This window comes from Magnetospirillum fulvum (assembly GCF_900108475.1).
GTDB lineage: Bacteria > Pseudomonadota > Alphaproteobacteria > Rhodospirillales > Magnetospirillaceae > Phaeospirillum > Phaeospirillum fulvum_A.
Genome location: NZ_FNWO01000007.1, coordinates 33,556 through 59,985 on the forward strand (window position 1 = coordinate 33,556; position 26,430 = coordinate 59,985).

The 26,430-nt window shown below is 63.8% G+C and carries 22 protein-coding genes; 10 read left to right on the forward strand and 12 right to left on the reverse strand.

Annotated features, from left to right (window positions below; all coding sequences use genetic code 11):
* Positions 1-103: 103 nt before the first annotated feature.
* Both BLW40_RS09760 and BLW40_RS09765 read left to right on the forward strand, forming a co-directional pair.
* Entirely contained in the window at positions 104-1,288 is a 1,185-nt protein-coding gene (locus BLW40_RS09760) for an efflux RND transporter periplasmic adaptor subunit (protein WP_074768039.1), read from the forward strand.
* Entirely contained in the window at positions 1,288-4,440 is a 3,153-nt protein-coding gene (locus tag BLW40_RS09765; RefSeq protein WP_074768041.1) for an efflux RND transporter permease subunit, read from the forward strand. Before BLW40_RS09760 ends, BLW40_RS09765 begins: the two co-directional genes overlap by 1 nt.
* Positions 4,441-4,448: 8 nt before the next feature.
* Here BLW40_RS09765 and BLW40_RS09770 read toward each other — a convergent pair whose 3' ends face one another.
* The 4 genes from BLW40_RS09770 to BLW40_RS09785 all read right to left on the reverse strand — a co-directional run bounded on the left by BLW40_RS09770 (position 4,449) and on the right by BLW40_RS09785 (position 9,224).
* Complete coding sequence (locus BLW40_RS09770; RefSeq protein WP_074768292.1) at positions 4,449-6,182, reverse strand: flagellar hook-basal body complex protein; 1,734 nt, start codon at positions 6,180-6,182, stop codon at positions 4,449-4,451.
* 197 nt (positions 6,183-6,379) lie between these two features.
* Positions 6,380-8,044 (reverse strand): trypsin-like peptidase domain-containing protein, encoded by a 1,665-nt coding sequence (locus BLW40_RS09775; RefSeq protein ID WP_074768043.1) that lies wholly within the window; start codon positions 8,042-8,044, stop codon positions 6,380-6,382.
* Positions 8,045-8,341: a methyl-accepting chemotaxis protein gene (locus tag BLW40_RS18065; protein WP_002727593.1), complete on the reverse strand. Its 297-nt coding sequence runs from the start codon at positions 8,339-8,341 to the stop codon at positions 8,045-8,047. It lies immediately after the preceding gene.
* 91 nt (positions 8,342-8,432) lie between these two features.
* Positions 8,433-9,224, reverse strand: a complete 792-nt coding sequence (locus BLW40_RS09785) for an exodeoxyribonuclease III (protein WP_074768045.1) — start codon at positions 9,222-9,224, stop codon at positions 8,433-8,435.
* A gap of 248 nt (positions 9,225-9,472) precedes the next feature.
* Here BLW40_RS09785 and BLW40_RS09790 point away from each other — a divergent pair, with 248 nt between their 5' ends.
* Entirely contained in the window at positions 9,473-11,680 is a 2,208-nt protein-coding gene (locus BLW40_RS09790; RefSeq protein ID WP_074768047.1) for an ABC transporter substrate-binding protein, read from the forward strand.
* Positions 11,681-11,686: 6 nt separating this feature from the next.
* On the opposite strand, the gene BLW40_RS09795 is transcribed toward BLW40_RS09790, so the two are convergent.
* Positions 11,687-12,100 (reverse strand): NifB/NifX family molybdenum-iron cluster-binding protein, encoded by a 414-nt coding sequence (locus BLW40_RS09795; RefSeq protein ID WP_074768049.1) that lies wholly within the window; start codon positions 12,098-12,100, stop codon positions 11,687-11,689.
* A gap of 161 nt (positions 12,101-12,261) precedes the next feature.
* On the opposite strand from BLW40_RS09795, the gene BLW40_RS09800 reads away from it, so the two are divergent.
* On the forward strand, positions 12,262-12,891 hold the full coding sequence (locus BLW40_RS09800; RefSeq protein WP_074768051.1) for a response regulator: 630 nt from the start codon (positions 12,262-12,264) through the stop codon (positions 12,889-12,891).
* 19 nt (positions 12,892-12,910) lie between these two features.
* Here BLW40_RS09800 and cutA read toward each other — a convergent pair whose 3' ends face one another.
* The gene (gene cutA / locus BLW40_RS09805; protein WP_074768053.1) at positions 12,911-13,240 is read right to left on the reverse strand and encodes a divalent-cation tolerance protein CutA; all 330 of its coding nucleotides are present in this window, start codon (positions 13,238-13,240) and stop codon (positions 12,911-12,913) included.
* A 307-nt stretch (positions 13,241-13,547) separates the two neighbouring features.
* On the opposite strand from cutA, the gene BLW40_RS09810 reads away from it, so the two are divergent.
* The 3 genes from BLW40_RS09810 (at position 13,548) to hemB (ending at position 16,955) form a co-directional block, all read left to right on the forward strand.
* On the forward strand, positions 13,548-14,537 hold the full coding sequence (locus tag BLW40_RS09810; RefSeq protein WP_074768055.1) for a dihydroorotate dehydrogenase-like protein: 990 nt from the start codon (positions 13,548-13,550) through the stop codon (positions 14,535-14,537).
* A gap of 104 nt (positions 14,538-14,641) precedes the next feature.
* A complete protein-coding gene (locus BLW40_RS09815; protein ID WP_074768057.1) occupies positions 14,642-15,937 on the forward strand; it encodes an O-acetylhomoserine aminocarboxypropyltransferase/cysteine synthase family protein in 1,296 nt (431 codons plus the stop codon).
* 4 nt (positions 15,938-15,941) lie between these two features.
* Entirely contained in the window at positions 15,942-16,955 is a 1,014-nt protein-coding gene (hemB, locus tag BLW40_RS09820) for a porphobilinogen synthase (RefSeq protein WP_074768059.1), read from the forward strand.
* Between the two features lie 96 nt (positions 16,956-17,051).
* Here hemB and BLW40_RS09825 read toward each other — a convergent pair whose 3' ends face one another.
* Genes BLW40_RS09825 through BLW40_RS09835 form a run of 3 tightly spaced genes read right to left on the reverse strand, consistent with a single transcriptional unit; the run spans position 17,052 to position 20,315 of the window.
* A complete protein-coding gene (locus BLW40_RS09825; protein ID WP_074768061.1) occupies positions 17,052-17,864 on the reverse strand; it encodes an FkbM family methyltransferase in 813 nt (270 codons plus the stop codon).
* Positions 17,864-19,558 carry a glycoside hydrolase family 17 protein gene (locus BLW40_RS09830; RefSeq protein WP_074768063.1) on the reverse strand — a complete coding sequence of 565 codons (1,695 nt, stop codon included), beginning with the start codon at positions 19,556-19,558 and terminating at the stop codon, positions 17,864-17,866. The genes BLW40_RS09825 and BLW40_RS09830 overlap by 1 nt, the downstream gene beginning before the upstream one ends.
* Positions 19,559-19,598: 40 nt before the next feature.
* Complete coding sequence (locus tag BLW40_RS09835; protein WP_139305555.1) at positions 19,599-20,315, reverse strand: DUF502 domain-containing protein; 717 nt, start codon at positions 20,313-20,315, stop codon at positions 19,599-19,601.
* 243 nt (positions 20,316-20,558) lie between these two features.
* Between BLW40_RS09835 and argE the strand changes: the two genes are divergently transcribed.
* Positions 20,559-21,749, forward strand: coding sequence for an acetylornithine deacetylase (gene argE, locus BLW40_RS09840; RefSeq protein ID WP_083386724.1), 1,191 nt, complete (start codon positions 20,559-20,561; stop codon positions 21,747-21,749).
* On the opposite strand, the gene BLW40_RS09845 is transcribed toward argE, so the two are convergent.
* A complete protein-coding gene (locus tag BLW40_RS09845) occupies positions 21,746-22,729 on the reverse strand; it encodes a helix-turn-helix domain-containing protein (RefSeq protein ID WP_074768065.1) in 984 nt (327 codons plus the stop codon). The genes argE and BLW40_RS09845 overlap by 4 nt on opposite strands.
* A gap of 155 nt (positions 22,730-22,884) precedes the next feature.
* Between BLW40_RS09845 and BLW40_RS09850 the strand changes: the two genes are divergently transcribed.
* Together BLW40_RS09850 and BLW40_RS09855 are read left to right on the forward strand one after the other, a co-directional pair.
* On the forward strand, positions 22,885-23,439 hold the full coding sequence (locus BLW40_RS09850) for a hypothetical protein (protein WP_074768067.1): 555 nt from the start codon (positions 22,885-22,887) through the stop codon (positions 23,437-23,439).
* A 69-nt stretch (positions 23,440-23,508) separates the two neighbouring features.
* Positions 23,509-24,966, forward strand: coding sequence for an NAD-dependent succinate-semialdehyde dehydrogenase (locus BLW40_RS09855; RefSeq protein ID WP_074768069.1), 1,458 nt, complete (start codon positions 23,509-23,511; stop codon positions 24,964-24,966).
* Between the two features lie 52 nt (positions 24,967-25,018).
* Here the strand turns inward: BLW40_RS09855 and BLW40_RS09860 are convergent, their stop codons facing one another.
* Together BLW40_RS09860 and BLW40_RS09865 are read right to left on the reverse strand one after the other, a co-directional pair.
* Entirely contained in the window at positions 25,019-25,675 is a 657-nt protein-coding gene (locus tag BLW40_RS09860; protein WP_083386725.1) for an MBL fold metallo-hydrolase, read from the reverse strand.
* 56 nt (positions 25,676-25,731) lie between these two features.
* A complete protein-coding gene (locus tag BLW40_RS09865) occupies positions 25,732-26,292 on the reverse strand; it encodes a hypothetical protein (RefSeq protein WP_211656755.1) in 561 nt (186 codons plus the stop codon).
* Positions 26,293-26,430: the final 138 nt, after the last annotated feature.

Below are 26,430 nucleotides of genomic sequence, written 5' to 3' on the forward strand. Positions count from 1 at the left end.
GTAATACTAGACCGACCGGTCTATTGCCGTGATGTGACCTCTGATTTCCGCTCCGGCGGCTGCGGTGCCCCTTCCCCTTCCCCCTTGCGATCAGGATCGGGCCATGCCGATCAGTCCCAAAGCCTTTTCCATCCCCAAGCCTGCCCTCTTCCTCGCCATCCTGGTCGTTTTGGGTGTCGGTGCCGGTTTATTCTCGGTGTACGGCCCCCGCTCCGCCTCGCCCACCGCGACGGCGACGACGCCCACCGGGCCGGTGGTGACGGTGGCCGCCCCCTTGGCCCGCACCATTATCGACTGGGCCGAGATCACCGGACAGTTCCGCGCCATCGATTCCGTCGAGATCCGGGCCAGGGTCGGCGGCTACCTGACCGAAGTTCGTTTCACCGACGGGCAGATGGTGTCAAAGGGCGACGTTCTGTTCGTGATCGATTCCCGCCCCTACGAGATCGCGGTGGCCCAGGCCCGCGCCAAGCTCGATCAGGCGGCGGGAACCAAGGAATTCGCCGGTCGCCAGTTGGTCCGGGCCGGTGAATTGCGGCGCAAGGATTTCGTGCCGGAAAGCACGCTCGATCAGCGGACCGAGGAATCGCGCGGTGCCAGCGCCACCGTCGAGGCGGCCCGCGCCGCCCTGCGCGACGCCGAACTCAATCTCCAATTCACCCGCGTGCTTGCCCCGGTCTCGGGACGAATCGGAGCCCGGCTGGTCACCCCCGGCAATCTGATCACCAGCGGCCCGACCGTATCGGCGCCCACCCTGCTGGCGACGCTGGTCTCGCTCGACCCGATCTATTTCTCGTTCGAACTGAGCGAAGCCGACTTCCTGGCCCAAGCCCGCCGCGCCAAGGACGGCCAGACGCCCATGGTCGGGGCTGCGGCGCCGATCCGGCTGATGGACGAGACCGGCTGGCCACGCGAAGGGAAAATCGATTTCGTCGATAACCAGATCGACCGCAGGACCGGAACGATCCGGGTCCGGGCCGTGTTGGACAATCCCGGCCAGCGGCTGGTGCCGGGCGCGTTCGGGCGGGTGCGGCTGGCGATGTCCGATCCTTACGACGCCCTGCTGGTGCCCGACGCCGCGGTGACCACCGACCAGTCGCGCCATCTGGTGATGGCGGTCAAGGACGGCACGGTCGTTCCCAAGCCGGTCAAGCTTGGCCCGGTTCAGCCGGACGGGCTGCGGGTAGTGCGCGAGGGGCTGTCGCCCGACGACCAGATCGTCGTCAACGGCCTGATGCGGGCTCGTCCCGGGGCCAAGGTCACCGCTCAGCCTGGGACGATTCCGTGATGCGGCTGTCCCATTTCTTCATCGACCGGCCGATCTTCGCCACCGTGGTGTCGCTGCTGATCACCATCATCGGCGGAATCAGCTTCTTTGCCCTGCCGGTGGCGCAATATCCCGAGATTTCCCCGCCGACGGTCGTCGTCAACGCCTCCTATCCCGGTGCCTCGGCGCAGACGGTCAGCGACACGGTGGCGACGCCGCTGGAACAGCAGATCAACGGCGTCGAGAACATGCTGTACATCAACAGCCAGGCCACCGGCGATGGCAATTTGAAGCTGACGGTGACCTTTGCGCTCGGCACCAATCTCGACACCGCCCAGGTGCTGGTGCAGAACCGGGTCGCCATCGCCACCCCCCGCCTGCCCGACGAGGTCAAGCGGTTGGGCATCACGGTGACGAAGAACTCACCCGACATGCTGATGGTGGTTCATCTCAACTCGCCCGACGGATCCCGCGATCAGGTCTATCTGTCGAACTTCGCCACCTTGCAGATGATCGACGCCATTGCCCGTTTGGACGGTGTTGGCGACGCCCGCATCTTCGGTGCCCGCGATTATTCGATGCGGGTGTGGATCGACCCGGAAAAGGCGGCGGCCCGCGATCTGACCGCTGGAGAGGTGGTGTCGGCGCTCCAGGCCCAGAACATCCAGGTCGCCGCCGGTGTGCTCGACAAGCCGCCGATGCCGGGACAGGGCGCGTTCCAATTGTCGGTGCAGACCCAGGGACGATTGGCCAATCCGGCCGAGTTCGAGAACGTAGTGGTCAAGGCCGACGCCGACGGCCGCACCGTGCGGCTGAAAGAAGTGGCCCGGATCGAACTGGCCGCGCTCGATTACAGCGTCAACGCCTTCCTCAACGGCAAGAACGCGGTGCCGATCGGCATCTTCCAGCGCCCCGGCTCGAACGCGCTGGCCACCGCCAAGCGGGTGATCGCCAAGGTCGAGGCGCTGGCCCCCGGCTTTCCGCCTGGGGTCAGCTACACCATCGCCTATAACCCGACCACCTTCATTGATCAGTCGGTCGATGAAGTGATCAAGACGATCTTCGAGGCGGTGCTGCTGGTGGTGCTGGTGGTGGTCTTGTTCCTCCAGACCTGGCGGGCTTCGCTGATCCCGGTCGCGGCGATCCCGGTCTCGCTGATCGGTACTTTTTTCGTCCTGGAATCGCTCGGCTATTCGCTCAACACCTTGTCGCTGTTCGGTCTGGTGCTGGCTGTCGGCATCGTCGTCGATGACGCGATCGTCGTGGTCGAGAACGTCGAGCGCAACATGCGCCAGGGCCTCGATTCGCTGGAGGCGGCGCACCGGACGATGGACGAAGTCGGTGGAGCCCTGATCTCGATCGCTCTGGTCCTGTGCGCGGTGTTCATCCCCGCCGCCTTCATCCCCGGCATTTCCGGCCAGTTCTTCCGCCAGTTCGCCGTCACCATCGCCGCCTCGACGGTGGTCTCGCTGCTGGTGTCGCTGACCCTGTCGCCCGCGTTGTGCGCCTTGCTGTTCCGCGGCCACGGTCCGCTCGACCATCATGGCGCCACTGGTCTGATGCGCCCGGTCACCCGCTTCTTCACCGCCTTCAACCATGGCTTCGAGCGTCTGGCCGGGGGCTATGGCGAGTTGACCCGCCGCGTGCTACGGCTGACCACGGTGATGCTGGTGATCTATGGCGGGCTGATCGTGCTCGCCGGAATCGAGTTCTACAAGACTCCCAAGGGCTTCATCCCCGAGATGGATCAGGGCTATCTGATCACCGTGGTCCAGTTGCCCCCCGGCGCTTCGCTGGCCCGGACCGAGGCGGTGGTCACCGACGTCTCCCGGATCATGACCGAGACTCCCGGCATCGGGCATACCATCGTCATCGCCGGTCTCGACGGCGGCACCTTCACCAACGCCTCGAACGCGGCGACGATCTTCACCCCGCTGAAGCCGTTCGAGGAGCGGGTCAAGCAGGGCCTGTCGGCCAATGTCATCACCGCCGATCTGCGCAAGCGGCTGGTTTCGATCCAGGACGCCTTCGTCATCACCATTCCACCGCCTCCCGTGCGCGGTATCGGCACTGCGGGCGGGTTCAAGATGATGCTCCAGGACAAGGGCGGTCATGGTCCCCGCGCGCTGGAAGCGGTTGCCCAGGACATGGTGGCCGCTGCGGCGAAGGTGCCTGGCTTGTCCGGGATGTTCACCCTGTTCAACACCCGCACCCCCAACGTCCAGGTCGATATCGACCGGGTGCGGGCGCAGATGATGGGAGTGCCCAACGAGCGCATCACCGACGCGCTCCAGGTCTATCTCGGCTCGGCCTTCGTCAACGAATTCAACTTCCTTGGCCGCACCTTCCGCGTCACCGCCCAGGCCGACGCCCCGTTCCGGCGCGACCTGCGCGATATCGCCGATATCCGTGTCCGCAACAGCGACGGGCGGATGGTGCCGCTCGGTGCCGTCGCCAGCTTCCGCACCGATACCGGCCCCTATCGGGTGCCGCGTTACAATCTGTTCCCGGCGGCCGAGATTCAGGGCGTCGCCGCGCCCGGTTATTCGAGCTTCTATGCTCTGGAGCAGATGAAGAAACTGGCCAATGAACGCCTGCCCCCCGGCTTCGGCTTCGAATGGACCGAACTGGCGCTTCAGGAATTGCTGGCGGGCAATAACGGCCTGCTGGTGTTCGCGGCCTCGGTGTTGTTCGTGTTCCTGCTGCTGGCCGCCCAGTATGAAAGCTGGTCGCTGCCCGCCGCCGTGGTGATGATCGTGCCGATGTGCCTGCTGGCAGCCGTGTCGGGACTGATCGTGCGCGGGATGTCGATCAACATCCTGGCCCAGATCGGCTTTATCGTCCTGATTGGTCTAGCGGCAAAAAACGCGATTCTAATCGTCGAATTCGCCCGTCAGGCCGAAACCGAAGGGATGAACCGGGTCGAGGCCGCGATTCATGCCGGGCGAACCCGACTGCGTCCGATCCTGATGACCTCGCTGGCCTTTGTCCTGGGGGTGCTGCCGCTGGTGATCGCTACCGGAGCCGGGGCGGAAATGCGCCAGAGCTTAGGGACCGCCGTGTTCTTCGGCATGCTGGGGGTGACCGGGTTCGGACTGATCTTCACCCCGATCTTCTATGTCGTAATCCGCAAGCTGGTTACCGCCCGCAACGCGACACTGCCCCAAGGCTAAGGGGGACTTTATTTGTACAGGTCGCGGGCCACCGTCGTCATCTCGTCGGCGGTCTTGAACACGGTCGCATTCATCGAATACGCCTTCTGGGTAACGATCATCCGGGTGAATTCATCGCTGAGATCGACGTTCGAGGCTTCGACCGCCGAGGAGACGAACTGATTGCCGCTGCCCTGCTTGGCGATTTCGTCAATCGACATCGTTCCGGCATTGGCGGTTCGCTCGAACACGGTGCCCGAGATCGGGTTGAGCTGATCGGCGGCGGTAAAGGTCGCCAACGGCACCATCGCCAGGGTCCGGGTCCGACCATTATTGAAATGGCCGATCAATTCCCCTTTCGAATTGAACGAGGCGGAATCCAGAATGCCGGATTCATAGCCGTCCTGATCCAGACTCTTGATGTCGATCTTGCCGGGCTTGGTCCCGACATATTGGGTCATCTTCGAGGTGTCGATCGTGATCGAATTGCTGCCCGCAGGCGTCGTTATCGTCGTGCTGCCCGTCGTCAGCCAGTTGACCGAGAAGGTCAGTTCGGTCGGAGTCACGATCTTGCCCGAGCCGTCAAAGGTCACCGGGACGGAATCGCCATTTCCATTGGGGCCGACCGCGGTCACGGTGAAGTCCGACCCCGAGCGGATCCGCATGTTCCACTGGTTGTTGCCTTCCTTTTCGAAATAAACCGGGACGGTCCGCGCTTGGTAATTCTGATCGTAGACCGTGAGCGCCAGGGGTATCTCGTTGACGGTCGGCGAGACCAGGGCCTGTTCTCCCGCCGGGACGGTACTGCCCATGTATATCGTCTTCGACCCGGCGGAAACGCCGCCGAACGCGATATCGACGGCTTGGCTGGACGGGGTGGCGACAATCTTGCCGTTGGTGTCGGTGGTCAGCGTCACGCTCGCAATTGTCGCGGGCGTCAACGTGGCGTTAGCCGACGCGGGCAGGGAATAGCTGAGCGACCAATTGTTGCCGCTGATCCGCTGCCAACTGGCGGTCAGGGCCAAGGGCGTACCGGAAGGATCGTTGACCCAGCCGGTCTGGGTGAAGCTCTGGTTCGTCGATGTCGTCGTCGCATCGGCCGGGATGTTGACAACCGGCTGGAAGCGGGTGGTGGCGACCCCGCTGATAGTTTGACCTGGAGTGGTATAGATCGGAACCAGTGTCTTCTCAACTCCGCTCGTGACCCCAGCCCCCCCCGCGACTGGCGCGGTTTCGGTGGTTTCGACTCCGGCGATCCGCCCCTGGCCGTCGGCCATCCAGCCCATCAGATACTGGCCACCGGTCGTCTTGAAATAGGTCTTTTCCGACCCGGCCGGACCGTCACTGGCGGTGGTGAAGCTCCCCGCGCGGGTATAGAGAATGTTCCGGCTGTCAGTCGAATCCAGGGCGGCCTGCGGCTTTCCATCGGAACCGGGCTGGGAAACGATGAAAAAGCCCCGCCCGTTGATGGCAAGATCGGTCCAGTTGTTGGTCGGGGCCATCATGCCCTGCTGGGTGACGGCATAGCGGTTGACCGCGCGGACGCCGAAAATATCAGTTCCGGTCGTCGCGGTGTTCTTATTCGTACTGTTCTTGGTGTTGGTCGGCGCACTATGGGATTCGGACATCACCGTTTTGAAGTCGGTCTGGATCCGCTTGTAGCCGGTCGTGTTGATATTGGCGATGTTCTGGGAAATGCCTCCCATCGCCCCGTCCATCGCCTGCATCGCGCTGCTGGCATTCGTTAGCGCACCCCACAACATCGACGCCTCCATCCTCGGCGGACACTTTATTCCGATGGGATAGATGCAAGGGCTGGGCCACAGCAGGAGTGGGCGCGGAAAAGTGACTTATACGGATCGGGTGGCGGTTTCAGGCGAAGAAAAATGACAGAGGCGAAAAAAATCCCGGCCCAAGACCCGGCAGGAAATTCCCGCCCGGCAGGAAATGCCGGGACGGATCAATCGATCCGACACTGAATGAAGACGGTAACCCGCTTGATCCGCTCGCCGACATCGGCAGCAGAACCGACCGGCCCCGCCACAGCGGTTTCATAGCGGATCGCATTGTCGTCGAGGAAACGGCGGGCGATTTCGGCCTTGATCGCAAAATTGATGTTCTGGGGCAGATCGCCGGTTTGCCCGGCGATCTTCATCGCATTCAACTTCGACGACACCACGCCGACGACGGTACCGCTCATGTCGGCCAGAGGGCCGCCGGAATTGCCCTTCTGCACCGGGGCGGTGATCTGATAATGGCGGGCATCGCCCCGCAAACCAGCCATCGCGCTGATCACCCCGGCGGTGATGTTGGCCTCGCGCGACAACAACGACGACAGCGGGAAGCCGATCACCACCACTTCGTCGCCCGAGCGTAACGGTCGGTCGGCGCGGAAACGAGCCACCTCTTCCGGACGCAAGTCCGTCTTCAGCGCCGCCAGATCGTCACCTGCGGTCTTGGCCACGACACTGGCCGCAATCGCCTGACCGTCGGCGGGCGTAACGGAAATCGAACGGCAGGATTCGACGACATGGGCATTGGTCAGCACGGTACCGTCGCGGCCGACGATAAAGCCGGTCCCGGTCGCCATCCGCCCCCGGCCGCCCCCGCCCGGAGGCGCAGTGCTGGCGGAATTCGGCGGAGAGGCGGGAACGGGGGATGGAGCCGCTCCGGCCAGAGCGGGACTGCCCGATCCGCCCTGGCTCGGCTTCCAACTCACCAGTCGGGCGCGGACCTGCGCCATCTCGGCAGGCGACAGCCGCGACCCCACATTATCGCGGTCGCGCAGATAGGCGACTTTGAGGGGAGCGGGAGCACGGTCGGCCCCAACCGCCAGCCAGAAATATCCCTCGGACGGATTGGCGGGAACCCCGTTCCCGGTCGATAACATCGCCCCCAGGTTATGGGCGGCCTGGGGATGCCCCCGTTCGGCGGCGCGGCGGAACCATGTTGCCGCCTCGGCCAGATTCTTCGTCCCGCTGCCTTCGCCGGTCAGCAGGGCGACACCCAGAATGAATTGCGCCACGGTGCGCCCCGCCTCGGCGGCGGCGCGGGCGTCGCGAACGGCCTGCGCCCGGTCGATCGGCATGGCGCGACCGTTCCAGCGCAGTTCCGCCATCTTCTCCAGGCTGGGGGGATAGCCTTTTTCGGCGGCACGGCGGAAATATTCGACACCGCGAGCCTCGTCACGGGGCACACCCGCGCCGTTGAAATAGACCTCGCCCAAGGTATTCAGGCTGTCGGGGAAACCGCGCTCGGCGGCGCGGCCCAGCCAGTCCAGCGCCTTGGCAACGTCCTTGGGGACGCCCCGGCCGGTCAGATAAGCGGTGCCCAGACCGTGCTGCCCCAGCGGGTCGTCCGCCTCGGCGGCGGCGGTCAGCAGGCGCAGGGCCTCGGCATCGTCGCGGGCAACGCCTCCCAGCCCGAAAAACAGAATCTGCCCCAATCGGGCCTTGGCGGCGGCATTGCCTTCTTCGGCCAAGGGACGGTATTCGGCGGCGGCGGCGGCAAAGTCACGACGCGCCCACGCCGCCTGTCCCTCTTCCCATCCGGCGAAGGCGACTCCGGCAGGCAGCAACGCGGCCAGAAGGGCAAGACCGCTCCGGGCGGATCTCGGCGTAACCATCTAGCGTTGCGACTCGGCCCGCATATTGTGGGCAAGACGGCTCAGTTCCTCGACCGCCGCACCCATTTCCGCTTCAAGCGTCTGGGTGATGCCGTCAATGCTTTCCGAAACGTGCTTGACCTCTCCGGCGACGACGGCGAAGCCCTTGCCAGCCTCACCAGCACGGGCAGCTTCGATCAGGGCGTTCAACGCAAGAATGCGGGTTGTGCCGGTGACCTTCTTGATCTCCTCGACCTTACGCGACACCACATCGGCAAGAGCGGCGGTGAGTTCGATAATACGATCCTGGTCGGACATGATGGTCTCCGCACGGAGGGTTTCATTGCAGTGTACGGTCGGCAGGGCCGGTGGGCAATTCGGTATTCGCGTGGACAGCCACGGTTTCACTTCATCGACTTCTTTTCTCCCCCGAGAGGTCGATCCAAACCGGGGTGTGATCGCTGGCCCGCTCGCCGCCACGCGGACCCCGGTCGATCCCGGCTGCGATCAAGCGATCGGCGGCCCGTGGTGACAGCAGGATATGGTCGATCCGCAAGCCCTGGTCGCGGTTCCACGCCCCGGCTTGGTAATCCCACCAAGTGTAGCACCCTCCCTCGGGATGGAGGGCGCGCACGGAATCGAGATAACCAAGATGGACCAGTTCGCGGAACGAACGCCGCGTTTCCGGACGGCACAGGGCATCGGCCCGCCACGCTGCCGGATCGCAGACGTCGAGATCGGCGGGACAGACATTGTAATCGCCCCCCAGCACCACCGGCAGATCCCCATCCAGCAAAACACGGGCGCGGGCGGTCAGGCGGCGCATCCAAGCCAGTTTGTAGGCGTATTTATCTCCCGGCACCGGATTGCCATTGGGCAGATAGAGCGACGCCACCCGCACTCCGTCGATGGTCGCTTCGAGATAGCGGGCCTGCTGGTCGCTGTCGTCGCCCGGCAACCCCATCATCACCGCTTCGGCCGGGCGGAGCGAGAGGATAGCGACACCGTTGAAGGTCTTCTGCCCATGACAAACGGCATGGTAGCCCGCCGCCTCGATTTCCGTGTGAGGGAAATCAACATCCTGGCATTTCGTCTCCTGGAGAAGAAGCACATCCGGCCGAGAGATATTCAACCAATAGATCAGGGACGACAACCGGACGCGAATTGAGTTTACATTCCAGGTAGCAATTCTGACGGTCATTCACGGCCCCTCATGTGAACTGATTCACCGATAAATTCATTGTATTCGCACCATATCAAGGCGATATTCGGCACAATTTGGACCAGTTGGTGACATTTCGGTCGCCGCACGCCCGACACACCGGACGGAAAGGACCCGAGGGTGCGGTTTCAACACGGCCAGGACCTCCGCACGATCTCCCCGAACATCCGGTTGTGCCCGCTTGGGAAGATGGACAATACAGGCTGCCCATTCAATGGCTTGTCATCATGATGAACGCCCTGGGGAGGGGTATCGTTGCCCTCGTGATCGCCGTCCTGGTGATGTTCGCCCTGCCCTCCTTCGCCGAGCCCCCCTCCAAACCGCTGCATCGGGTCCGCCTTCAACTGAAATGGCAGCACCAGTTCCAGTTCGCGGGATATTACGCCGCGATCGAAAAAGGGTATTACGCCGACGAAGGGCTCCAGGTCGAACTCGGCATCGGTGAGGTGGGAGCGAACGCGGCCCAGGACGTCGCGAGCGGCAAGGCTGACTTCGCGATCGGATCGCCCAGCGTCCTGATCGAACGCAATCGCGGACTGCCGGTGGTGGCGGTGGCGGCGGTGTTCCAGCATTCGCCGCTGGCCCTGATGGTCCGGCGCAACAGCGGCTTTCAAAGTCCCCAATCGCTGGGGGGGCGGCGAGTCATGCTGGGGGGGCGCGACGGAACCGACGATTCCGAAATCCTGGCGATGTTCGCGGCCGAAGGAATGACGAAGCAGCCGGTTCTGCTGCTGCCGCACAGTGGCAATTTCGCCGATCTGTTCGAAGGCCGCGTCGATGCGATGTCGTCTTACATCACCGACACCGGGTCTCAGCACCATCCCATCGCGACCGAACTGTTTCTTCCCCGTCATTACGGGATCGATTTCTATGGTGACATTCTGGTTACCAGCCTCGCCCTTGCCACCGCTCAGCCCGAGCGGGTGCGAGGGTTCCAACGGGCAAGCCTGCGCGGATGGGACTACGCCCTTAAGCATCCCGAAGAAATCGCCGCGTTGATCCATACCCGCTATGCACCGGACAAGTCCCGCGCCCGGCTTCTGGCCGAAGCAGCGGCGATGCGCGAATTGATCCTGCCCGATCTGGTCGAGATCGGACACATGAACCGGGGCCGCTGGACCCATATCGGCGAGACCTATGCGATGCTGGGGCTGATGGGGCCGGACTGGACACTGGACCGTTTCTTGTTCTCCGAGATCGAGACGGGGCAGACCGAGCGGTCCTCCCGCTGGGTCAAGACCGGAGGCATCGTCGGATTGGCCGGATTGCTGCTCGCCGTACTGCTGGCGGGTTTCGTCGCCCGGTTGCGGATTCTGGTCCGCCGTCGCACCGGCGAACTCGCCGCGAGCGAAGAGCAATTTCGCACCATCTTCGACAACATCAACGACGCGATCTTTCTACTAGAGCCCGAGACCGGGGCGATCCTGTCTGTCAATCAGCGGATGAGCGAACTGTTCGGCTACCCGCGCGAGGAATTGCTGGGCCTGACGCTCGGCGATCTTGGCCTCAACGGCAGCATGGACGGCCGCACCGATCTCGTTCACTGGCTGAGCAAAGCCCGCAGCGACCGCCCCCATCTGTTCGAATGGAGGGTTCGCGCCAAGACCGGCCGGGGATTTTGGGTCGAGGTCAGCCTCTGTCAGGCCAGCATCGGCGGAGCCGACCGATTGCTGGTGGTCGCCCGCGACATATCGGCCCGCAAGGAGGTCGAGGAAAAGCTGCGCCAAACCATTGATGATCTGGTCAGCTCCAACAGTGATCTTGAACGCTTCGCCTATGTCTCGTCGCACGATCTCCAGACACCGCTGCGCAACGTCGTCAGCTATGCCCAATTACTGGAGCGGCGCTATCGCGGCAAGCTTGACGCCGATGCCGACGAGTTCATCGGCTTTATCGTCGACAACACCCGCCACATGTCGGAATTGATCAACGATCTGCTCGATTACACCCGGGTCGGACGTCCGTCCCTGCCGTTGGTCGAGGTCGATGTCCGCCGCCCGATCGACCATGCCCTGGCGCTGCTCCAGCCCGAGATCACTGTGCTCCGGGCCTCGATCACGATCGGCGACATGCCCCGGGTGATGGCCGACGAAGCCCAGATGGTCAGCCTGATGCAAAATCTGATCGGCAACAGTCTCAAATACCGTCACCCGGCCCGACCGCCCGAAATCTGCATCGAGGCAGCCCCTTATCCCGGCGGAATGTGGTGCTTTGCCGTTCGCGACAACGGGATCGGCATTGATAAACAGTATTTTTCCAAGATCTTCGAGATCTTCCAGCGCCTTCATCCCGATCACAAATCGTCGGGAACCGGCATCGGTCTGGCGCTGTGCCAACGGATCGTCCACCGCTTTGGCGGCGATATCTGGGTCGAATCCGCGCCTGAGGTCGGCGCAACCTTCTTGTTCACCCTGGTTGCCGCACCGGAACGATAGAGAGGATCAGTCTTTCTTGGCGCCGCCGCCATGGTGGGGCGGCGAGAACATGTCGAGCGCCTTGCACAGCAACTCGCCAATCGGACGCGGGCGCGGCGGCGACAGACGGTCGGCCAGATAATCGCTCACCGCCTTGGCCGGGTCGGTCTCGGCGGTCAGCCGGACATCAAGGCCGCGACGCATCATCTTGGTCACGAAGCCCTCGCCCGCCGAAATCGCGAGCAGAGCATCGACCCCGTCCAATGGATGCGGTTGGCCGTCCTCGTGATGGTGGAACACCATCCGGGGATCAAGCACAACCCGGGACGGCAAAGCCGATACCGCGCCACCGGCGCATTCCCACACCAACCACGAGCGGGCACGTCCGGCATGACCGGAAATCCGGGAAAAACGGGAATCGACAGCGACGGCGATCTTCATCGCGACACTTTACGGGATCGACCGGGCTGTGTGAAGCTTGTCATAGACGCGTCGTCCGGATTCGGAGAAAACCCTCAACGAACAAACAATTTTTCTTAAATTCGCTATACACTTAATCTTTATCCGGTTGACGGTTTTGGTCCCGATGGAGGAGTTCGTCCGTGACGGTTCGTATTGTCATCGCCGAGGATCAGCAATTGGTCCGCCAGGGTCTGGTCGCCCTGCTTGCCTCCAACGACGTCGCCATCGTCGGCGAAGCCCAAAACGGTCGGATCGCCATCGATATGGCCCGCAGCCTGGCTCCCGACGTCGTGCTGATGGATTTGTCGATGCCCGAAATGGACGGAGTCGAGGCGACCCGTCAAATCAAGCGGTTGACGCCTCGGGTCAAGGTTCTCGTTCTCAGCGCCGCCAATTGCGAAAAGCGAGTAGCCGAGGCGCTGGCGGCGGGGGCGGACGGTTATGCCCTTAAGAAGATGAGCCACGGCGACTTGATGGAAGCGATCAGCGCCGTTGCCGCCGGTCGCCCCTATCTTGGTCCTGGCCTGTCCGAGGATCTGGTCCGCGAACATCTAGCCGGAACGGAACCGGGCGGGATCAATCTGACCGGGCGCGAACGCGAAGTGCTGCGCCTGATCGCGCGGGGACTAAAAAATCGCGAGATCGCCAACGATCTCGGCATCGCGGTCAAGACGGTCGAAACCCACCGCACCAAGATCATGCAAAAGCTCGACCTGCACAATTCGGCCGAACTCGCCGCCTATGCGATCCGGCGCGGGATGATCGAGTAGCGGTCGCCGGGGCGACCTGTCACCCCTGGTTGACAGGCCCGGTTTCGGCGGCGATCCAGGCCAGGAAGTCCGGATTGCCGCCCTCGATCGGCAGACGGACGACGCAGGGGCATTCGTAGGAATGCAGCTCGCACAGGCGGGCCGTCGCCGCCTCGGCCAGCTCGGAACGGGTTTTTAAGATCAGCACCGCCTCGGCATCCTCGCGCAGTTCGCCCTGCCAGCGATAGATGGACGTCATACCGTCCAACACGTTGGCGCAGGCGGCCAGACGCGCCTCGACCAACGCGCGGCCCAAAGCCAGGGCTTCGTCACGGCTGGCAGCGGTAACATACAGCAGACAGACGCTCATTTGCGGCAGCCCTCACGGAAAAAGACGGGGCAGGTCTTCGGCCTGCCCCGTATAAAGTCGGTATCGGCGTTTCCCGGAAGAGGAGATCGGACGGGACGCCCATGTCACACATATAATAATCAGGTAAACGGATTTCGATACCCCGGCGTGATGAAAAACATCGGCGTCAACTGCGGTCGCGGTTGACGGGAGGAACGCACAAATGTGTCAACAAGGATCGGTGGCGACGGGTGGACAGAAGCCCCAACTGACGATAGCCTGACCGTTGAGGGCCGGGACTATACCCGGTGAGCAGAAGGAGCATCCCATGGACCTGTCCACCCGCTATCTCGGCCTCACCCTGACCTGTCCTCTGGTGGTTTCGGCCTCCCCGCTTGCTTTGGACGTCGGCAACATCCGCAAGATGGAGGATTTCGGGGCCGGGGCCGTGGTGCTGCCCTCGATCTTTCAGGAAGATATCGAAAACGAAATCGACGAGATGGAACGTCTGGGAGCCGAAGGCAATTCCGAGGCCTTCACCTATTTCCCGGCAGGCCTGAGCGAGAATGTCGGGCCGAAGAATTACCTCGACCTGATCCGCCGCGCCCGCGCCGCCGTCGATATTCCGGTGATCGCCAGCCTGAACGGCACCACGCCTGCCGGATGGATCGACTATGCCCGCCAGACCGAGCAGGCCGGAGCCCATGCGCTGGAACTGAATGTCTATTATCTGCCGACCGATCTGGTTTCCAGCGGAGCCGAGGTCGAAGCCCGCTATCTCGAAATCTTGAGCGCGGTCAAGAAAGCGGTATCGATTCCGGTGGCGATGAAGCTCAGCCCCTATTTCAGCTCGCCCGGCCACATGATCCAGACCCTCGATCAGGCCGGAGCCGACGGCGTCGTTCTGTTCAACCGCTTTTACCAGCCCGATATCGACCTCGACGAACTGACCCTGCTGCGCGATCTCAAGCTCAGCAACCGGGGCGAAATCCGGCTGCCGCTGCTGTGGATCGCCGCGCTGTCGGGCAAGCTGAAGGGCTCAATCGCCGCCAGTTCCGGGGTTCAGACCGCAGCCGAAGTGATCAAATATCTGTTTGCCGGTGCCGATGTGGTGATGACCACCTCGGCCCTGATGCGTCATGGCGTCGAATATCTGAAGGTGCTGAAGGACGGACTGGTCGCCGACCTCACCGCCCGCGAAGCGACTTCCGTCGCCGAAATCCGGGGCCGCCTCAGCCGCGGCGCGGTCGGCGACGTCACCGCCTATGATCGGGTAAACTACATTCGCATCCTGCGCGGAGGTCTCCACTCCGCCTGACGCGAATCAATTATCTACGGGATTTATGGATTAGTAGCCTTGACAGCTACGGCCAAGGGTGTGAAATTCCCTCTCAATCCCGTGCGGATAAGGAGCAGAGGTCGATGAGCGTCACCAGCAAAAACCCGGAAACCATCGTTCTTCATACCGGCTATCGCGCCGACCCCACCACCGGTTCTGTCGCGGTCCCGATTCATCAGACCACGTCCTACCAGTTCAACAGCGCCGACCATGCCGCTAACCTGTTTGGGCTGAAGGAACTGGGGAATATCTATACCCGGATCATGAATCCGACCACCGACGTGCTGGAACAGCGTCTGGCCGCGTTGGACGGCGGCGTCGCCGCCCTGGCGGTGTCGTCCGGGCAGGCGGCCAGCACCTTCTCGATTCTGAACGTCGCCCAGGCCGGGGACAATTTCGTCACCTCGACCGATCTGTATGGCGGCACCTGGAATCTGTTCGCCAATACGTTCAAGCAGTTCGGGATCGAGGCTCGCTTCGTTGATCCGAGCGACCCCGAGGCGTTCGCCCGCGCCACCGATGCCAAGACCCGGGCTTGGTACGCCGAAACCCTGCCCAATCCGAAGCTGCAAGTCTTCCCGATCCCCGAGGTGGCCGCGCTGGCCGACAAGATCGGCGTTCCCCTGATCGTCGATAACACCGCCGCGCCGGTCATCGCCCGTCCGCTCGATCACGGCGCGCACATCGTGGTCTATTCGACGACGAAATATATCGGCGGCCACGGTACCTCGATCGGCGGCGCGATCGTCGATAGCGGTCGCTTCGACTGGGAAAAGCACGCCGAGCGCTTCCCGCTGCTGAACCAGCCCGATCCCAGCTATCACGGCGCGGTGTGGACCCAGGCGGTCAAGCCGCTCGGCCCGATCGCCTATATCCTGCGCGCTCGCGTCATCCTGTTGCGCGACGTCGGTGCCGCCGCCAGCCCGTTCAACGCCTTCCAGACCATCCAGGGGTTGGAGACGCTGCCGCTGCGGATCCGCGAGCACAGCCGCAACGCCACCGCCGTCGCCCAATATCTGGCCTCGCATCCCAAGGTCAGCCGGGTGATCCACCCCAGCCTCCAGACCGGTGAAGCCCGCCGCCGCGCCGACGCGATCCTGAAGGGCGGCTTCTATGGCGGTCTGCTCGGCTTCGAACTGAAGGACGGCGTTCTAGCCGGACGCAAGTTCATCGACGAACTGAAGCTGTTTTACCACGTCGCCAACATCGGCGACGCCCGGTCGCTGGCTATTCATCCGGCGAGCACCACCCATTCCCAACTGTCGGACGATGAACAATTGGCAACTGGTGTCACTCCGGGCTATGTGAGATTGTCTGTCGGCATTGAACATATCGACGATATCCTCGCCGACCTGAAGCAGGCATTGGAGGCCATCTAACATCGTGTCCACCATCCTTCCCCACGCCGAGTTTCCCTTTACTCGCATGCGCCGTAACCGCCGGGACGATTGGTCCCGTCGGCTGATCTCCGAGAACAAGCTCTCGGTCGATGATCTGATCTGGCCGGTTTTCGCGGTCGAAGGAACGGGCGTGAGGCAGGAGGTGGCGTCGATGCCCGGCGTCGCGCGGTTTTCGATCGACCTGCTGGTCGAGGAATGCCGCCGCGTCGCCGACCTCGGCATCCCCGCGATCGCGCTGTTCCCCTCGGTCGAGGCGTCGCTGAAGACCCCCGACGCCGCCGAGGCCTACAACCCCAACAACATCGTCTGTCGCGCCGTCCGCGCCATCAAGGCCGCCACGCCTAAGCTGGGCGTGATCTGCGACGTCGCCCTCGACCCCTTCAACAGCAACGGCCAGGACGGATTGGTCGTCGATGATTACGTCGTCAACGATGACACTGTCGAAGCCCTGTGCAAGATGTCGCTGGTCCAGGCCGAGGCCGGCTGCGACGCGCTGGCCCCCTCCGACATGATGGACGGCCGCATCGGGGCAATCCGCGAAGTGCTGGACGAGCGGGATCTGATTGACGTCCGGATCATCTCCTATGCCGCCAAATATGCCTCGTCGTTCTATGGTCCGTTCCGCGACGCCGTCGGCACCGGATCGACCCTGAAGGGCGACAAGAAGACCTATCAGATGGACCCGGCCAATTCCGACGAGGCGTTGCGCGAAGTCGCCACCGATCTGTCCGAAGGCGCCGACATGGTGATGGTCAAGCCGGGCATGCCCTATCTCGACATCATCCGCCGGGTGAAGGAGACGTTCGGCGTCCCCACCCTCGCCTATCAGGTGTCGGGCGAGTACGCGATGTTGAAGGCCGCCGCGCTCAACGGCTGGCTCGATTGGGACAAGGTGATCGTCGAAAGCCTGATCGGGTTCAAGCGGGCCGGTGCCGATGCGATCCTGACCTACACCGCGCCGGAAGTGGCTCGGTTGCTGGCCAAATCGTCGCACTAACCGCCGTTCAAACGATTGATCCCCCCGACATCCCGGCGATGTCGGGGGGATTTTCGTTTCGGACAATCATTGATCGGCGGCTCGCAAGGGCGACCGTCAAAACGGCAAGGGGGTCTCGGGCGAGGTGATCTCGGTCTGGCCGGTGACAGTGATCGTCGATTCCCGAGGCAGGCACAGCATGTTGACCGAGCTGATATTGCCAAAGACGTTCTCGGCGACCTGACGGTAATTGTCCGAAACGAACAGCCGGGGCGTATGCCACCACAGCCGATAATCGAGCGCGATGATCGCGGCGATCAGCGCCGCCGACTTTTCCCGTCGGTCGTTCTCGACATAGAGAATCGGGCGCAGGGTCTGGATCGTCCGCTCGGCCCCGGCGATCACCCCGGCCTCGCTACCCTCGACATCAATCTTCAGCAGCTTCAGCGCGGTCAGGCCATAGGAATCCAGCGTCCGCACCGGACAGGGCTCGCCCTCGGCGGCACCGAGGGACACCCCGCCGAAATTGGCCTGACGGCTCAGCGACAACGCGGGAACAGCGATTTCGCCACTCTCCGCCCCCAGCGCCACCCGTTCGGCCCAAATCTGGTCCAGCCCGTTGAGAACCACATTGGCGGTCAGGAGATTGAAAATCCCGCGCTGGGGTTCGAAGGCAAGCACCCGCCCGCTTGGCCCGACCATCCGCCCGAGCGGGATCGTCAGGGCGCCGATATTGGCTCCGGCCTCGACGACGACGTCGCCCGGCTGGACGAGTTGGCGAAACAGAACCGCCTCGGCGGGAGAATACTCGCCGTAAACGGCCAAGGAGCGTCCGACATAGACGTCCCTGGCCGGATACAGCATCGGGCCATGCCGACAGGAGGCGGCCCCGATCCAGGGCGGCAGAACCAATCCGGTCGGCGCGTCCATCACCCCACCTTACGGTTCAAACGCCAGTCGGCGAGATAAGGCAGCGCCATCAGCAGCACCATCGCCGCCCAGGTCACCATTTCCTGATTGATCCACATCCCCCGCAGCAGCAGCGGAAGCTGATCGCTGAAGGCCGGATGCGAAACGACGAAATCGTCGCCCCGCGCCAACGCCACCGCCTCGGACAGCAGCGAGGCGAACGCCGCCAGCGCCAGCCCGATCGTCATCGCCCGCGCTGGAACGAAGCCGCCTTCGCTGGCGCCGCCGAACAGACGCCCAACGGCAAAAGCGTTGCGCCAATCCAGCCGCAACACCGCCATCCGGGCCAGACCATAGGCGGTGACGCCCAGGCACGGCACCAGGAATTCCAGGTTGGGAATGTCGCGATAGCGGCCATGGACCAGCAACAGCGTCGAAGCGACGATCGCGGCAATCGCGTAAAAGGGCACCAGACGCTCGGCACGGCGGTCGGCGACCGGAGCGGCCCCCTCGGCGAAGCCCACCGCCGCCGCCCGGACCAGCAACAATGCCAGAGCGGCCTGCAAACCGGTTCGCACCCAGGCCCAAACTTCGTCGGTCAGATCAAAAGCGACGGCCTGGGCGTTGACAGCCTGCCACACCACCAGCCCGGCCATGATCTGAGCCAGAACGGCAACGGTCAAACCGGCTCCGAAACGATAGCGGGCCGAGCCGCGCAGCAGGAAGCCCAGAGCGGCAATCGTGCCCAAAGCAGCGGCGGCGGCGGCATGACGCGGCCAGAACGGACTGGGCTCGACCGGACCGGACATCGCGAACTTGACCCGGCGATCGGAATCGACGACGCCCCAATTGGCCCCGACGGTCCCTTCCATCCGCGCTTTCCACGGTTGATCAAACGCCTCGACGACGTTGTAATCGAAGCCGTTTTCCTTCGACACCTGAGCCAGGGTGCGAACGAAGCGGGCTCCGTTCTCCATGCTGGCCACCGCCGGACCGCGCGAGCGGCCGCGCGTCGGCCACCCCGCCTCGCCGATCAGAATCGGCTTGCCGGGGAAGGTTTCGGCCATGCGGCGATAGATATCGACGATATGGCGGGCGCTGCCCTCGACCCCGATCGGCTCATCCTCCCAATAGGGCAGGATGTGGATCGTAATGAAATCGACCTCGTTCGCCAATTGCGGGTATTTCAGCCAGAACGCCCAGACGTCGGCATAGGAGACCGGCTGCGACACCCGCGACTTGACGGTCCGGATGTGGTTGATCAGATCCTCGACCGGCAGATCCTGGCGCAGCAGAACCTCGTTACCGACGATCACCCGCTTGATGCTGTTGGGATATTTGTTGGCGGCGGCGATCAGCGCCTCGACCTCGCGGCGGTTGACGATCGGTTTCTCGCCCAGCCAGGCGGAATGGATCACCTCCATCCCCAATTCCTCGGCCAGCTTCGGCACCACCTCCATCCCTTCGAGGCTGGTGTAGGTGCGAACGCCCTTGGTCACTCCGGCCAGACTGCGCAGATCCTCGGCGACCTGTTCCGGCGGCGGATAATCCTGGGTCAGCGGGCTTTGGCCGCGCCGAAACGGCGCGAACGAGACCGAGGGAAACGGTTCGGCGAACGACAGTTCGACCGGAACCGGACGATTGAACCACCACCAACCGGCGACCTGAAGGCCTGCCAGCACGGCGACGACAACGACAGCAAGGATACGATTCATGGTATTCCCGGTTGGGGGGGAGTGGACGGGCCGTCTTTCTCTAAGCGCCGCCGCCGCCGCCGTCAATTGCGGCGGCAAGGGGGGGAGGCGTCGTCCCGGCGCCCGCCACCACGTCATCGGGGGTCAGGATGCCGGTCGAGACGACCATCTTCAGGGCGTCCTCGACACTGATCGACAGCAGCCGCACCGACCGGCGCGGCACGAACAGCAGAAAGCCCGAGGTCGGATTGGGGGTGGTCGGAACAAAGACGTTGACCATTTCCTCGTCGAAACAAGCCCGCACCTCGCCATTGGTCGTGCCGGTGATGAAGGCCAGGGTCCACAGGCCCGGACGGGGATATTCGAGCAGCACGACCTCGCGGAAGGCTTCGGCCTTCTGGGCCAGGACGGTATGCACCACCTGCTTGATCGCCGCATAGATGCTGCGGATCACCGGCATCCGGCCCAGCAGGGACTCCGACACCGCCAGCACCAGCCGACCGGCGATGTTGGCGGTCAGCGCCCCCACCGCGGTCAGTCCGACCAGCGCCAGCAGAACCCCGAACCCGGGCAGGTAGTGCGACAGCCCCCACGATGGTGGGAACAGCGATGAAACCTGAGTGTCGATAAAGCTGATCACCGCCCAGACGATATAAACGGTGAGCGAGATCGGCGCGGCCACCAGCAACCCGGCCAGGAAGTTGGCACGCAGACGGGCCACCAGTCCGGCGGAGGATTCGTCTGGGCGGGAGACCGCCGGATCGGGCTGAGGGCTCATCGTTTGAAATCACGCCGAAGGCGGGGCACGGCCCCGATCCCGGGACCACCCGCCGTGGCTTTGCCAGACGTCTTGACTCTCACGTACCATTCCCCCTGACCATCCGCTTTTCCGACCGAAGGACGGCCCCCCCGTCCCCGCCAGAATAAGCCTTGCGCGCCCGCAGAACTATAGGCGAGAAATTGCGGCGGCTCTATGATGACCGAGGCCCTCCCCCCTTCCGTCTACTCTGAAAGGTCCGCCTTGTCCGCCCTGCCCCCGGCTCCCCGCTCCGACATCGTTGCGATGTTGGACCGTCTGGTCGCGTTCGACACCACCAGCCGCAACAGCAACCTTGCCCTGATCGAGATGGCGGCGGAATTGTTGAGCGGACTGGGGGCCACGACCCGGCTGACCTGGAACGACGGCGCGACCAAGGCCAATCTGTTTGCGACACTTGGCCCGGCCGACCGGCCCGGCATTGTTCTGTCCGGCCATAGCGACGTCGTCCCGGTCGATGGCCAGGATTGGAGCAGCGATCCGTTCCGGCTCGATGCCCGCGACGGGCGTCTGTACGGTCGCGGCACCGCCGACATGAAGGGGTTTCTCGCCGCCGCCCTCGCCTTCGCCCCCGATTTCGCCGCAGCCCCGCTGACGATGCCGATTCATTTCGCCCTGTCCTACGACGAGGAAGTCGGCTGCATCGGAGTGCGGCGGCTGATCGACGACCTTACCGGGCTGGAGGTGCGTCCGCGTCTGTGCATCGTCGGCGAACCGACCCAAATGACCCTGGTCAGCGGCCACAAGGGCAAGAAGAGCGTTCGCTGTCAGATTCTCGGCCACGAATGTCATTCCGCCCTCAACGATCAGGGCGTCAACGCGGTCGAGATCGCCGCCGAGATCGTGGCGCGGCTGCGGGCGATGCAGCGCCGCCTGCGCGAGACCGGACCGTTCGAGTCGGGCTATAGCCCTCCCTACACCACCGTCCATACCGGAACGATCAAAGGCGGCACCGCGCTCAACATCGTCCCCGGTGAATGCAGCTTCGAATTCGAAATCCGCAACCTGCCCCGCCACGACCCCGAATTGCTGATGGCGGAAATCCGCAGTTGGACCCAGGATCTGATTCCCGAAATGCTGGCCGTATCCGACCATGCCGGGATCATCCTCAATGAAAACAACACCACCGCCGGTCTCGACATGGACCCGGACGATCCGGCGGTGCGCTTGGCTTTGTCGCTGTCGGGCGGCAACGATACCGGCTATCTCGCCTATACCACCGAGGCCGGTCTGTTCCAGAAAAGCGGCATCCCTGCCGTGGTCTGCGGCCCGGGCAATATCGAACAAGCCCACAAGGCCGACGAATTCGTCAGCCTCGACCAGCTCGCCCACTGCGAATCCTTCCTCGGCCGCCTGCTCGATTACGTCACCGCTCCGCAATCCGGCCGGTTCTAGCCGTTCGGATTACGGGCGGCGGAGCGGGTTCGCTCTCCTCGCTTCAAATGCTTGTGGACGGCTTGGCGGCTGATCCCCAATTCCTGTCCGATCCGGGCCAGCGACCAGGAGGGGTGTTCAGCCTTGAGGCGGAGGATGCGGGCATGGCTCCCGCTGTCGGGATCACGCAGCAGAGGCGTTGTTCCCGCCTCCGTCAGGTCGTCGAGCAGAATCCGATAGCCGCTGCCGTCATCGCCGCCCCGCTCGACCCAATATTCGAGACGCGCGATCAGGTCGGCCGGACCGGTGGCAGGCAGATCGCCGCGCCACATCCGCTCGACCAGCCAATGGCGGGCGGCGCAGGCGGTGGGAAGCCCGGCACTGCCGGGACCGTCGCCGATCAGGTCGAGTTCGGTCTTGCGCTGCTCCCAGGCCCGGCATTCGTCGCGAGCAGCGGCAATCGTAGACGGCAGCGGCAGGGCAGCGGCGACCAGGACGCGCAGAGCCTCGGGCGGTTCGTGCCAGGGCAGATGCCAGCCGCTCAAGGGGGCGTGGCAATCCTCCTCGGCACCGGGCTCGGCCAAGGTCCGACCGGCTTCGATCAACGTCGTTTCGGCGGCGGTGGGAGCCAGAGCCGCCGCTTCACTGCCATAACGGGCGATCAAAGCCGCCCGCTCGGCCTCGCGGCTGCCGCTCCGCTGGCGGCGCAGACGGGCGGCGCGGATCATCCCCCCGGGATCGGCGGCTTCGTCGCGCAGACGCAACGACCGCACGGCGGACTCGACCGAGCCGGGAGCTGTAGTTTCTATTTTGCTGGCCAGCGCCGCGAATCCGGCCTGATAGCCGCCCCAAACAGCTTGGCACAGCGATTGGGCCGCCGCAAACGCGGTGTCCTGAGCGGACTCGTCCGGGGATTCATAGCGATCGATCAGCCGGTCGAGCAGCGACAGGGCCTCGGCCTCGCGATTGCGCGCTCCCCCTTCGTCGGATTTTTCTGCCATTGTCAAACCGTTGCCAAACCACCGCTTGCGAGAGTGCGAGAGCGCCGCCCCGCAGTCAACCTCGGATTGACATGGGTGTTTCCCTTATCAGCTGTACCCGACGGAGGCGGTCGCCTATGATGGCTGTCTTCCGGGGACGAAAAGGAGCCGGGACCATGTCGCCATCGGGGGACGTCGAAAGCAGAGCGATCCAGATTCTTCTGTCCGCCCGTGCCGTCGCGGAGGATATGGAGCGGTATCGGCAACATCTCGGCGCGGGTGGTCTGACACCCGCTTTGGCCGATCTGCTCAGCGACAAGTTAGAAGATGCAACGGCGCGGCTCAGCAATCTGATTTCGCTGGCAATCGCCGAGGTCAACCATTCGTCCGACCTGACCTTCCGCAGCCATTTCGACGCCCTGCTGCGCGACGTGCGGGGGCGCTGGGTTCAACTCCATCTCAAGAAGATCGAAACGCGGCTGGCCTATATCGACCGCCAAGCCTCCGACACCCTGTCGTCCGGGGTGCATCGCCTGGGGCTGGCGCAGCGACTGGAACAAGCCTACGCCGAGGTTCACACCACCTTGGTCGCGATGGACGCGCTTGAGTCTCCCGGTCTGGAGCGCCACGTCCTCGACGAGGTTCTGGCCAAGATCGCCTGTCTGGCCGAGCTTGAAAACGAGACATTCCGATTGCTCGACCTCAATCGGAAATCCGGACGGCCGCGCTAGCAAGCCGTGGCGGGGCCGGGCCGACCGGTATAGGCTGATACATCCCCCCAACCGATCCCGGACCAAGCCATGCTTTCCCTTGCCGATCAGACCTTGCTGCGAAACCGGGCCTATATCGACGGACTGTGGTGCGACGCGGAATCCGGCGCGACCTTTGCCGTCACCAACCCCGCCGATGGAACGCTTTTGGCGTCTGTCCCGGCGATGGGAGCGGCCGAGACCCGTCGCGCCATCGCCGCCGCCGACCGCGCCCTCCCCGCCTGGAAAGCCAAGACCGCCAAGGAGCGATCGCAGCTTTTGCGGCGCTGGTACGACCTGTTGATGGCGGCCCAGGACGATCTTGCCCTGCTGCTGACCGCCGAACAGGGCAAGCCGCTGGCCGAAGCACGGGGCGAGATCGTCTATGGTGCCGCTTTCGTCGAATGGTTCGCCGAAGAAGCCAAGCGGGTTTACGGCGAGGTCATCCCCGAACATGCCCAGGGCAAGCGGATCGTCGTCACCAAGGAAGCGGTCGGAGTCGCGGCGGCGATCACGCCCTGGAATTTCCCGAGCGCGATGATCACCCGCAAATGCGCCCCGGCGCTGGCGGCGGGCTGCACCGTCGTCATCAAGCCCGCCGAGGACACCCCACTGTCGGCGCTGGCGCTGGCGATGTTGGCCGAGCGGGCGGGGATTCCGCCGGGGGTGTTCAATGTCGTTACCGCTGGCGACCCGGCCGCAGTAGGCGGCGAGTTGACCGCCAGTCCGGTCGTGCGGGCGTTAAGCTTTACCGGCTCGACCGAGATCGGCAAGCTGCTGATGCGTCAATGCGCCGGAACGGTCAAGAAGCTGAGCCTGGAACTGGGCGGCAACGCCCCGTTCATCGTTTTTGACGATGCCGACCTCGATCAGGCGGTGACCGGGGCGATTGCCTCGAAATACCGCAATGCCGGACAGACCTGCGTCTGCGCCAACCGCTTCCTGATCCAAGACGGCATCTACGATGCCTTCGCGGCGAAGTTAACCGAGGCGGCGGCAAAGCTGACCGTCGGTCCCGGCCTCACCACCACCAGCCAGCAGGGGCCGCTGATCAACGAAGAGGCGATTGCCAAGGTCGAGCGCCACATCGCCGACGCGGTCGCCAAGGGGGCGCAGGTGGCGCTGGGCGGACGGCGCCATTCGCTGGGCGGCACTTTCTTCGAGCCGACCATCCTGACCGGGGTCACCCCCGATATGCTGTCGGCGCGGGAAGAAATCTTTGGCCCGGTTGCGCCGCTGTTCCGCTTCAACACCGAAGAGGACGCGATCCGGATCGCCAACGACACCGAATTCGGTCTGGCCGCCTATTTCTACGCCCGCGACATCGGGCGGGTATGGCGGGTTGCGCGCGCGCTCGAATACGGCATCGTCGGAATCAACGATGGCAGCATCTCGACCGAAGTCGCTCCGTTCGGGGGAATGAAGGAATCCGGTCTCGGCCGCGAAGGATCGAAGCACGGGATCGAGGAGTTCCTCGAAACCAAATATCTGTGCATGGGCGGCCTCTGAACGACCGCAGGGCGGCGGCGGGGGAAAGACCCCCGCCCCGGCTTTCCCGTTCCTAACTGGCCAAAGCCCACCACCGCCGCGCCTCGGCGACGCTCCAGCCCGGACCGTGGCCGCAAAACAGCATCGCGTCCTCGGCAACCAGACCCAGCAGGCGGTCGATCGATTCCCACAGCTTGTGCTCGCTGCCGCCGGGCAGATCGGTCCGCCCGACCCCACCCCGGAACAGGGTGTCCCCAGTCAGAACGAACGGCCCAAAATCGTAGCAGACTCCCCCCGGACTGTGGCCCGGAGTGTGGATCACCCGGATCTCGGCCCCGCCCAGATGTTCGAGCGGCTCGCCGCTGAAGGTTTCCAGCCGCGCCGGACCGGGCTGGGACTGGCCGGTAAAAGCGCGGTTGAGATCGCTGGCGGCGGCGATCACCGGACTCTCGTCGATATGGGCGCGGGTCGAGATGCCGAACGCGCGCTCCAGCGCCGCCGCCGCCCCGAGATGATCGGGATGGCCGTGGGTCAGCAATATCCCCGCCGGAGTTCCACCGATCGCCGTCACCGCCTCAAGCAGACGGGGCGCGTCACCACCGGGATCGACGATTGCCAGCGCGCCGCTGGGCCGATGGCTCACCAGATAACAATTTTCGTACCAGGGCGGACTGGTCACCACCACCGACAGGGAAAAATCGCCGAATTCGCCAAGATGCTGATGAGCCATCGATCCGTATTTCACCTTCCAAGGGGGAACCGTCGTCCAATTAGGACGGCAACAGCTTACCTTTTCCGGCCAAGATCGGGCAGAAATTGACTCATCGTGCGCGGATCGGATTGCGCCGGGGCGGCGGGGGCAACCGTGGAAACGGCGGCAGATGGATCCCCCAGCGGGATCGGTTCCTGGGCCGGGGCAGAGCCCGAAGGCGAAGACGGACTCTTAAGATCGCCGCGCAAGGCATCAATCTGGCTCTCGAGTTGGGCGATGAGGAGGCGGTCGCGCTCGATTGCGGCACTCCATTCGGCCCGGTCGCGCCGGACCTGCGCGTTGATTCCTTCAAGAGAATTGTTCAGAGGCAGGGCTAACGCCTCGAATTTACGGCCATTTTCCGTTTCCAGCGCGACCTTGATCTTCTCGATTTCCTCGATCAGATCGCGCTTGATCCAGCGGCTTTTCTTGTCGAGATCCTCGGCCATCTTGCCCAGACGGGCGTCGATGTCGGCGCTGATCTGCACCTTCAGTTCATAGGCGTTCTTGACCAGACTGGACATGTACATCACCAGCCCGCCGCCGATCACCAAGATCACGGCGGCGGCAAGACTGACGATGATGACGCTCGACATGGACATCGGAGATGGGCCGCAAGGCTATGGCGTGGGAACCGGACGATACTTTGGGTCAAACCCGCCGGGGATGCAAGACGAACGGCCCGCTGTTCAGTCCGTCGAAAAAACACCGCCTGGATAGAACGGTCAGATCGT

Coding starts and splice junctions, on each gene's coding strand:
- BLW40_RS09835 (WP_139305555.1), bottom strand. CDS start 20,315: ATGAGCCCTCAGCCCGATCCGGCGGTCTCCCGCCCAGACGAATCCTCC.
- BLW40_RS09845 (WP_074768065.1), bottom strand. CDS start 22,729: ATGGCAGAAAAATCCGACGAAGGGGGAGCGCGCAATCGCGAGGCCGAG.
- BLW40_RS09860 (WP_083386725.1), bottom strand. CDS start 25,675: ATGGCTCATCAGCATCTTGGCGAATTCGGCGATTTTTCCCTGTCGGTG.
- BLW40_RS09810 (WP_074768055.1), top strand. CDS start 13,548: ATGGACCTGTCCACCCGCTATCTCGGCCTCACCCTGACCTGTCCTCTG.
- BLW40_RS09785 (WP_074768045.1), bottom strand. CDS start 9,224: ATGACCGTCAGAATTGCTACCTGGAATGTAAACTCAATTCGCGTCCGG.
- BLW40_RS09770 (WP_074768292.1), bottom strand. CDS start 6,182: ATGTTGTGGGGTGCGCTAACGAATGCCAGCAGCGCGATGCAGGCGATG.
- BLW40_RS09865 (WP_211656755.1), bottom strand. CDS start 26,292: ATGTCGAGCGTCATCATCGTCAGTCTTGCCGCCGCCGTGATCTTGGTG.
- BLW40_RS09790 (WP_074768047.1), top strand. CDS start 9,473: ATGATGAACGCCCTGGGGAGGGGTATCGTTGCCCTCGTGATCGCCGTC.
- BLW40_RS09775 (WP_074768043.1), bottom strand. CDS start 8,044: ATGGTTACGCCGAGATCCGCCCGGAGCGGTCTTGCCCTTCTGGCCGCG.
- BLW40_RS09855 (WP_074768069.1), top strand. CDS start 23,509: ATGCTTTCCCTTGCCGATCAGACCTTGCTGCGAAACCGGGCCTATATC.
- BLW40_RS09850 (WP_074768067.1), top strand. CDS start 22,885: ATGTCGCCATCGGGGGACGTCGAAAGCAGAGCGATCCAGATTCTTCTG.
- cutA (WP_074768053.1), bottom strand. CDS start 13,240: ATGAGCGTCTGTCTGCTGTATGTTACCGCTGCCAGCCGTGACGAAGCC.
- BLW40_RS09760 (WP_074768039.1), top strand. CDS start 104: ATGCCGATCAGTCCCAAAGCCTTTTCCATCCCCAAGCCTGCCCTCTTC.
- BLW40_RS09815 (WP_074768057.1), top strand. CDS start 14,642: ATGAGCGTCACCAGCAAAAACCCGGAAACCATCGTTCTTCATACCGGC.
- BLW40_RS09795 (WP_074768049.1), bottom strand. CDS start 12,100: ATGAAGATCGCCGTCGCTGTCGATTCCCGTTTTTCCCGGATTTCCGGT.
- BLW40_RS09830 (WP_074768063.1), bottom strand. CDS start 19,558: ATGAATCGTATCCTTGCTGTCGTTGTCGTCGCCGTGCTGGCAGGCCTT.
- BLW40_RS09765 (WP_074768041.1), top strand. CDS start 1,288: ATGCGGCTGTCCCATTTCTTCATCGACCGGCCGATCTTCGCCACCGTG.
- BLW40_RS09825 (WP_074768061.1), bottom strand. CDS start 17,864: ATGGACGCGCCGACCGGATTGGTTCTGCCGCCCTGGATCGGGGCCGCC.
- BLW40_RS18065 (WP_002727593.1), bottom strand. CDS start 8,341: ATGTCCGACCAGGATCGTATTATCGAACTCACCGCCGCTCTTGCCGAT.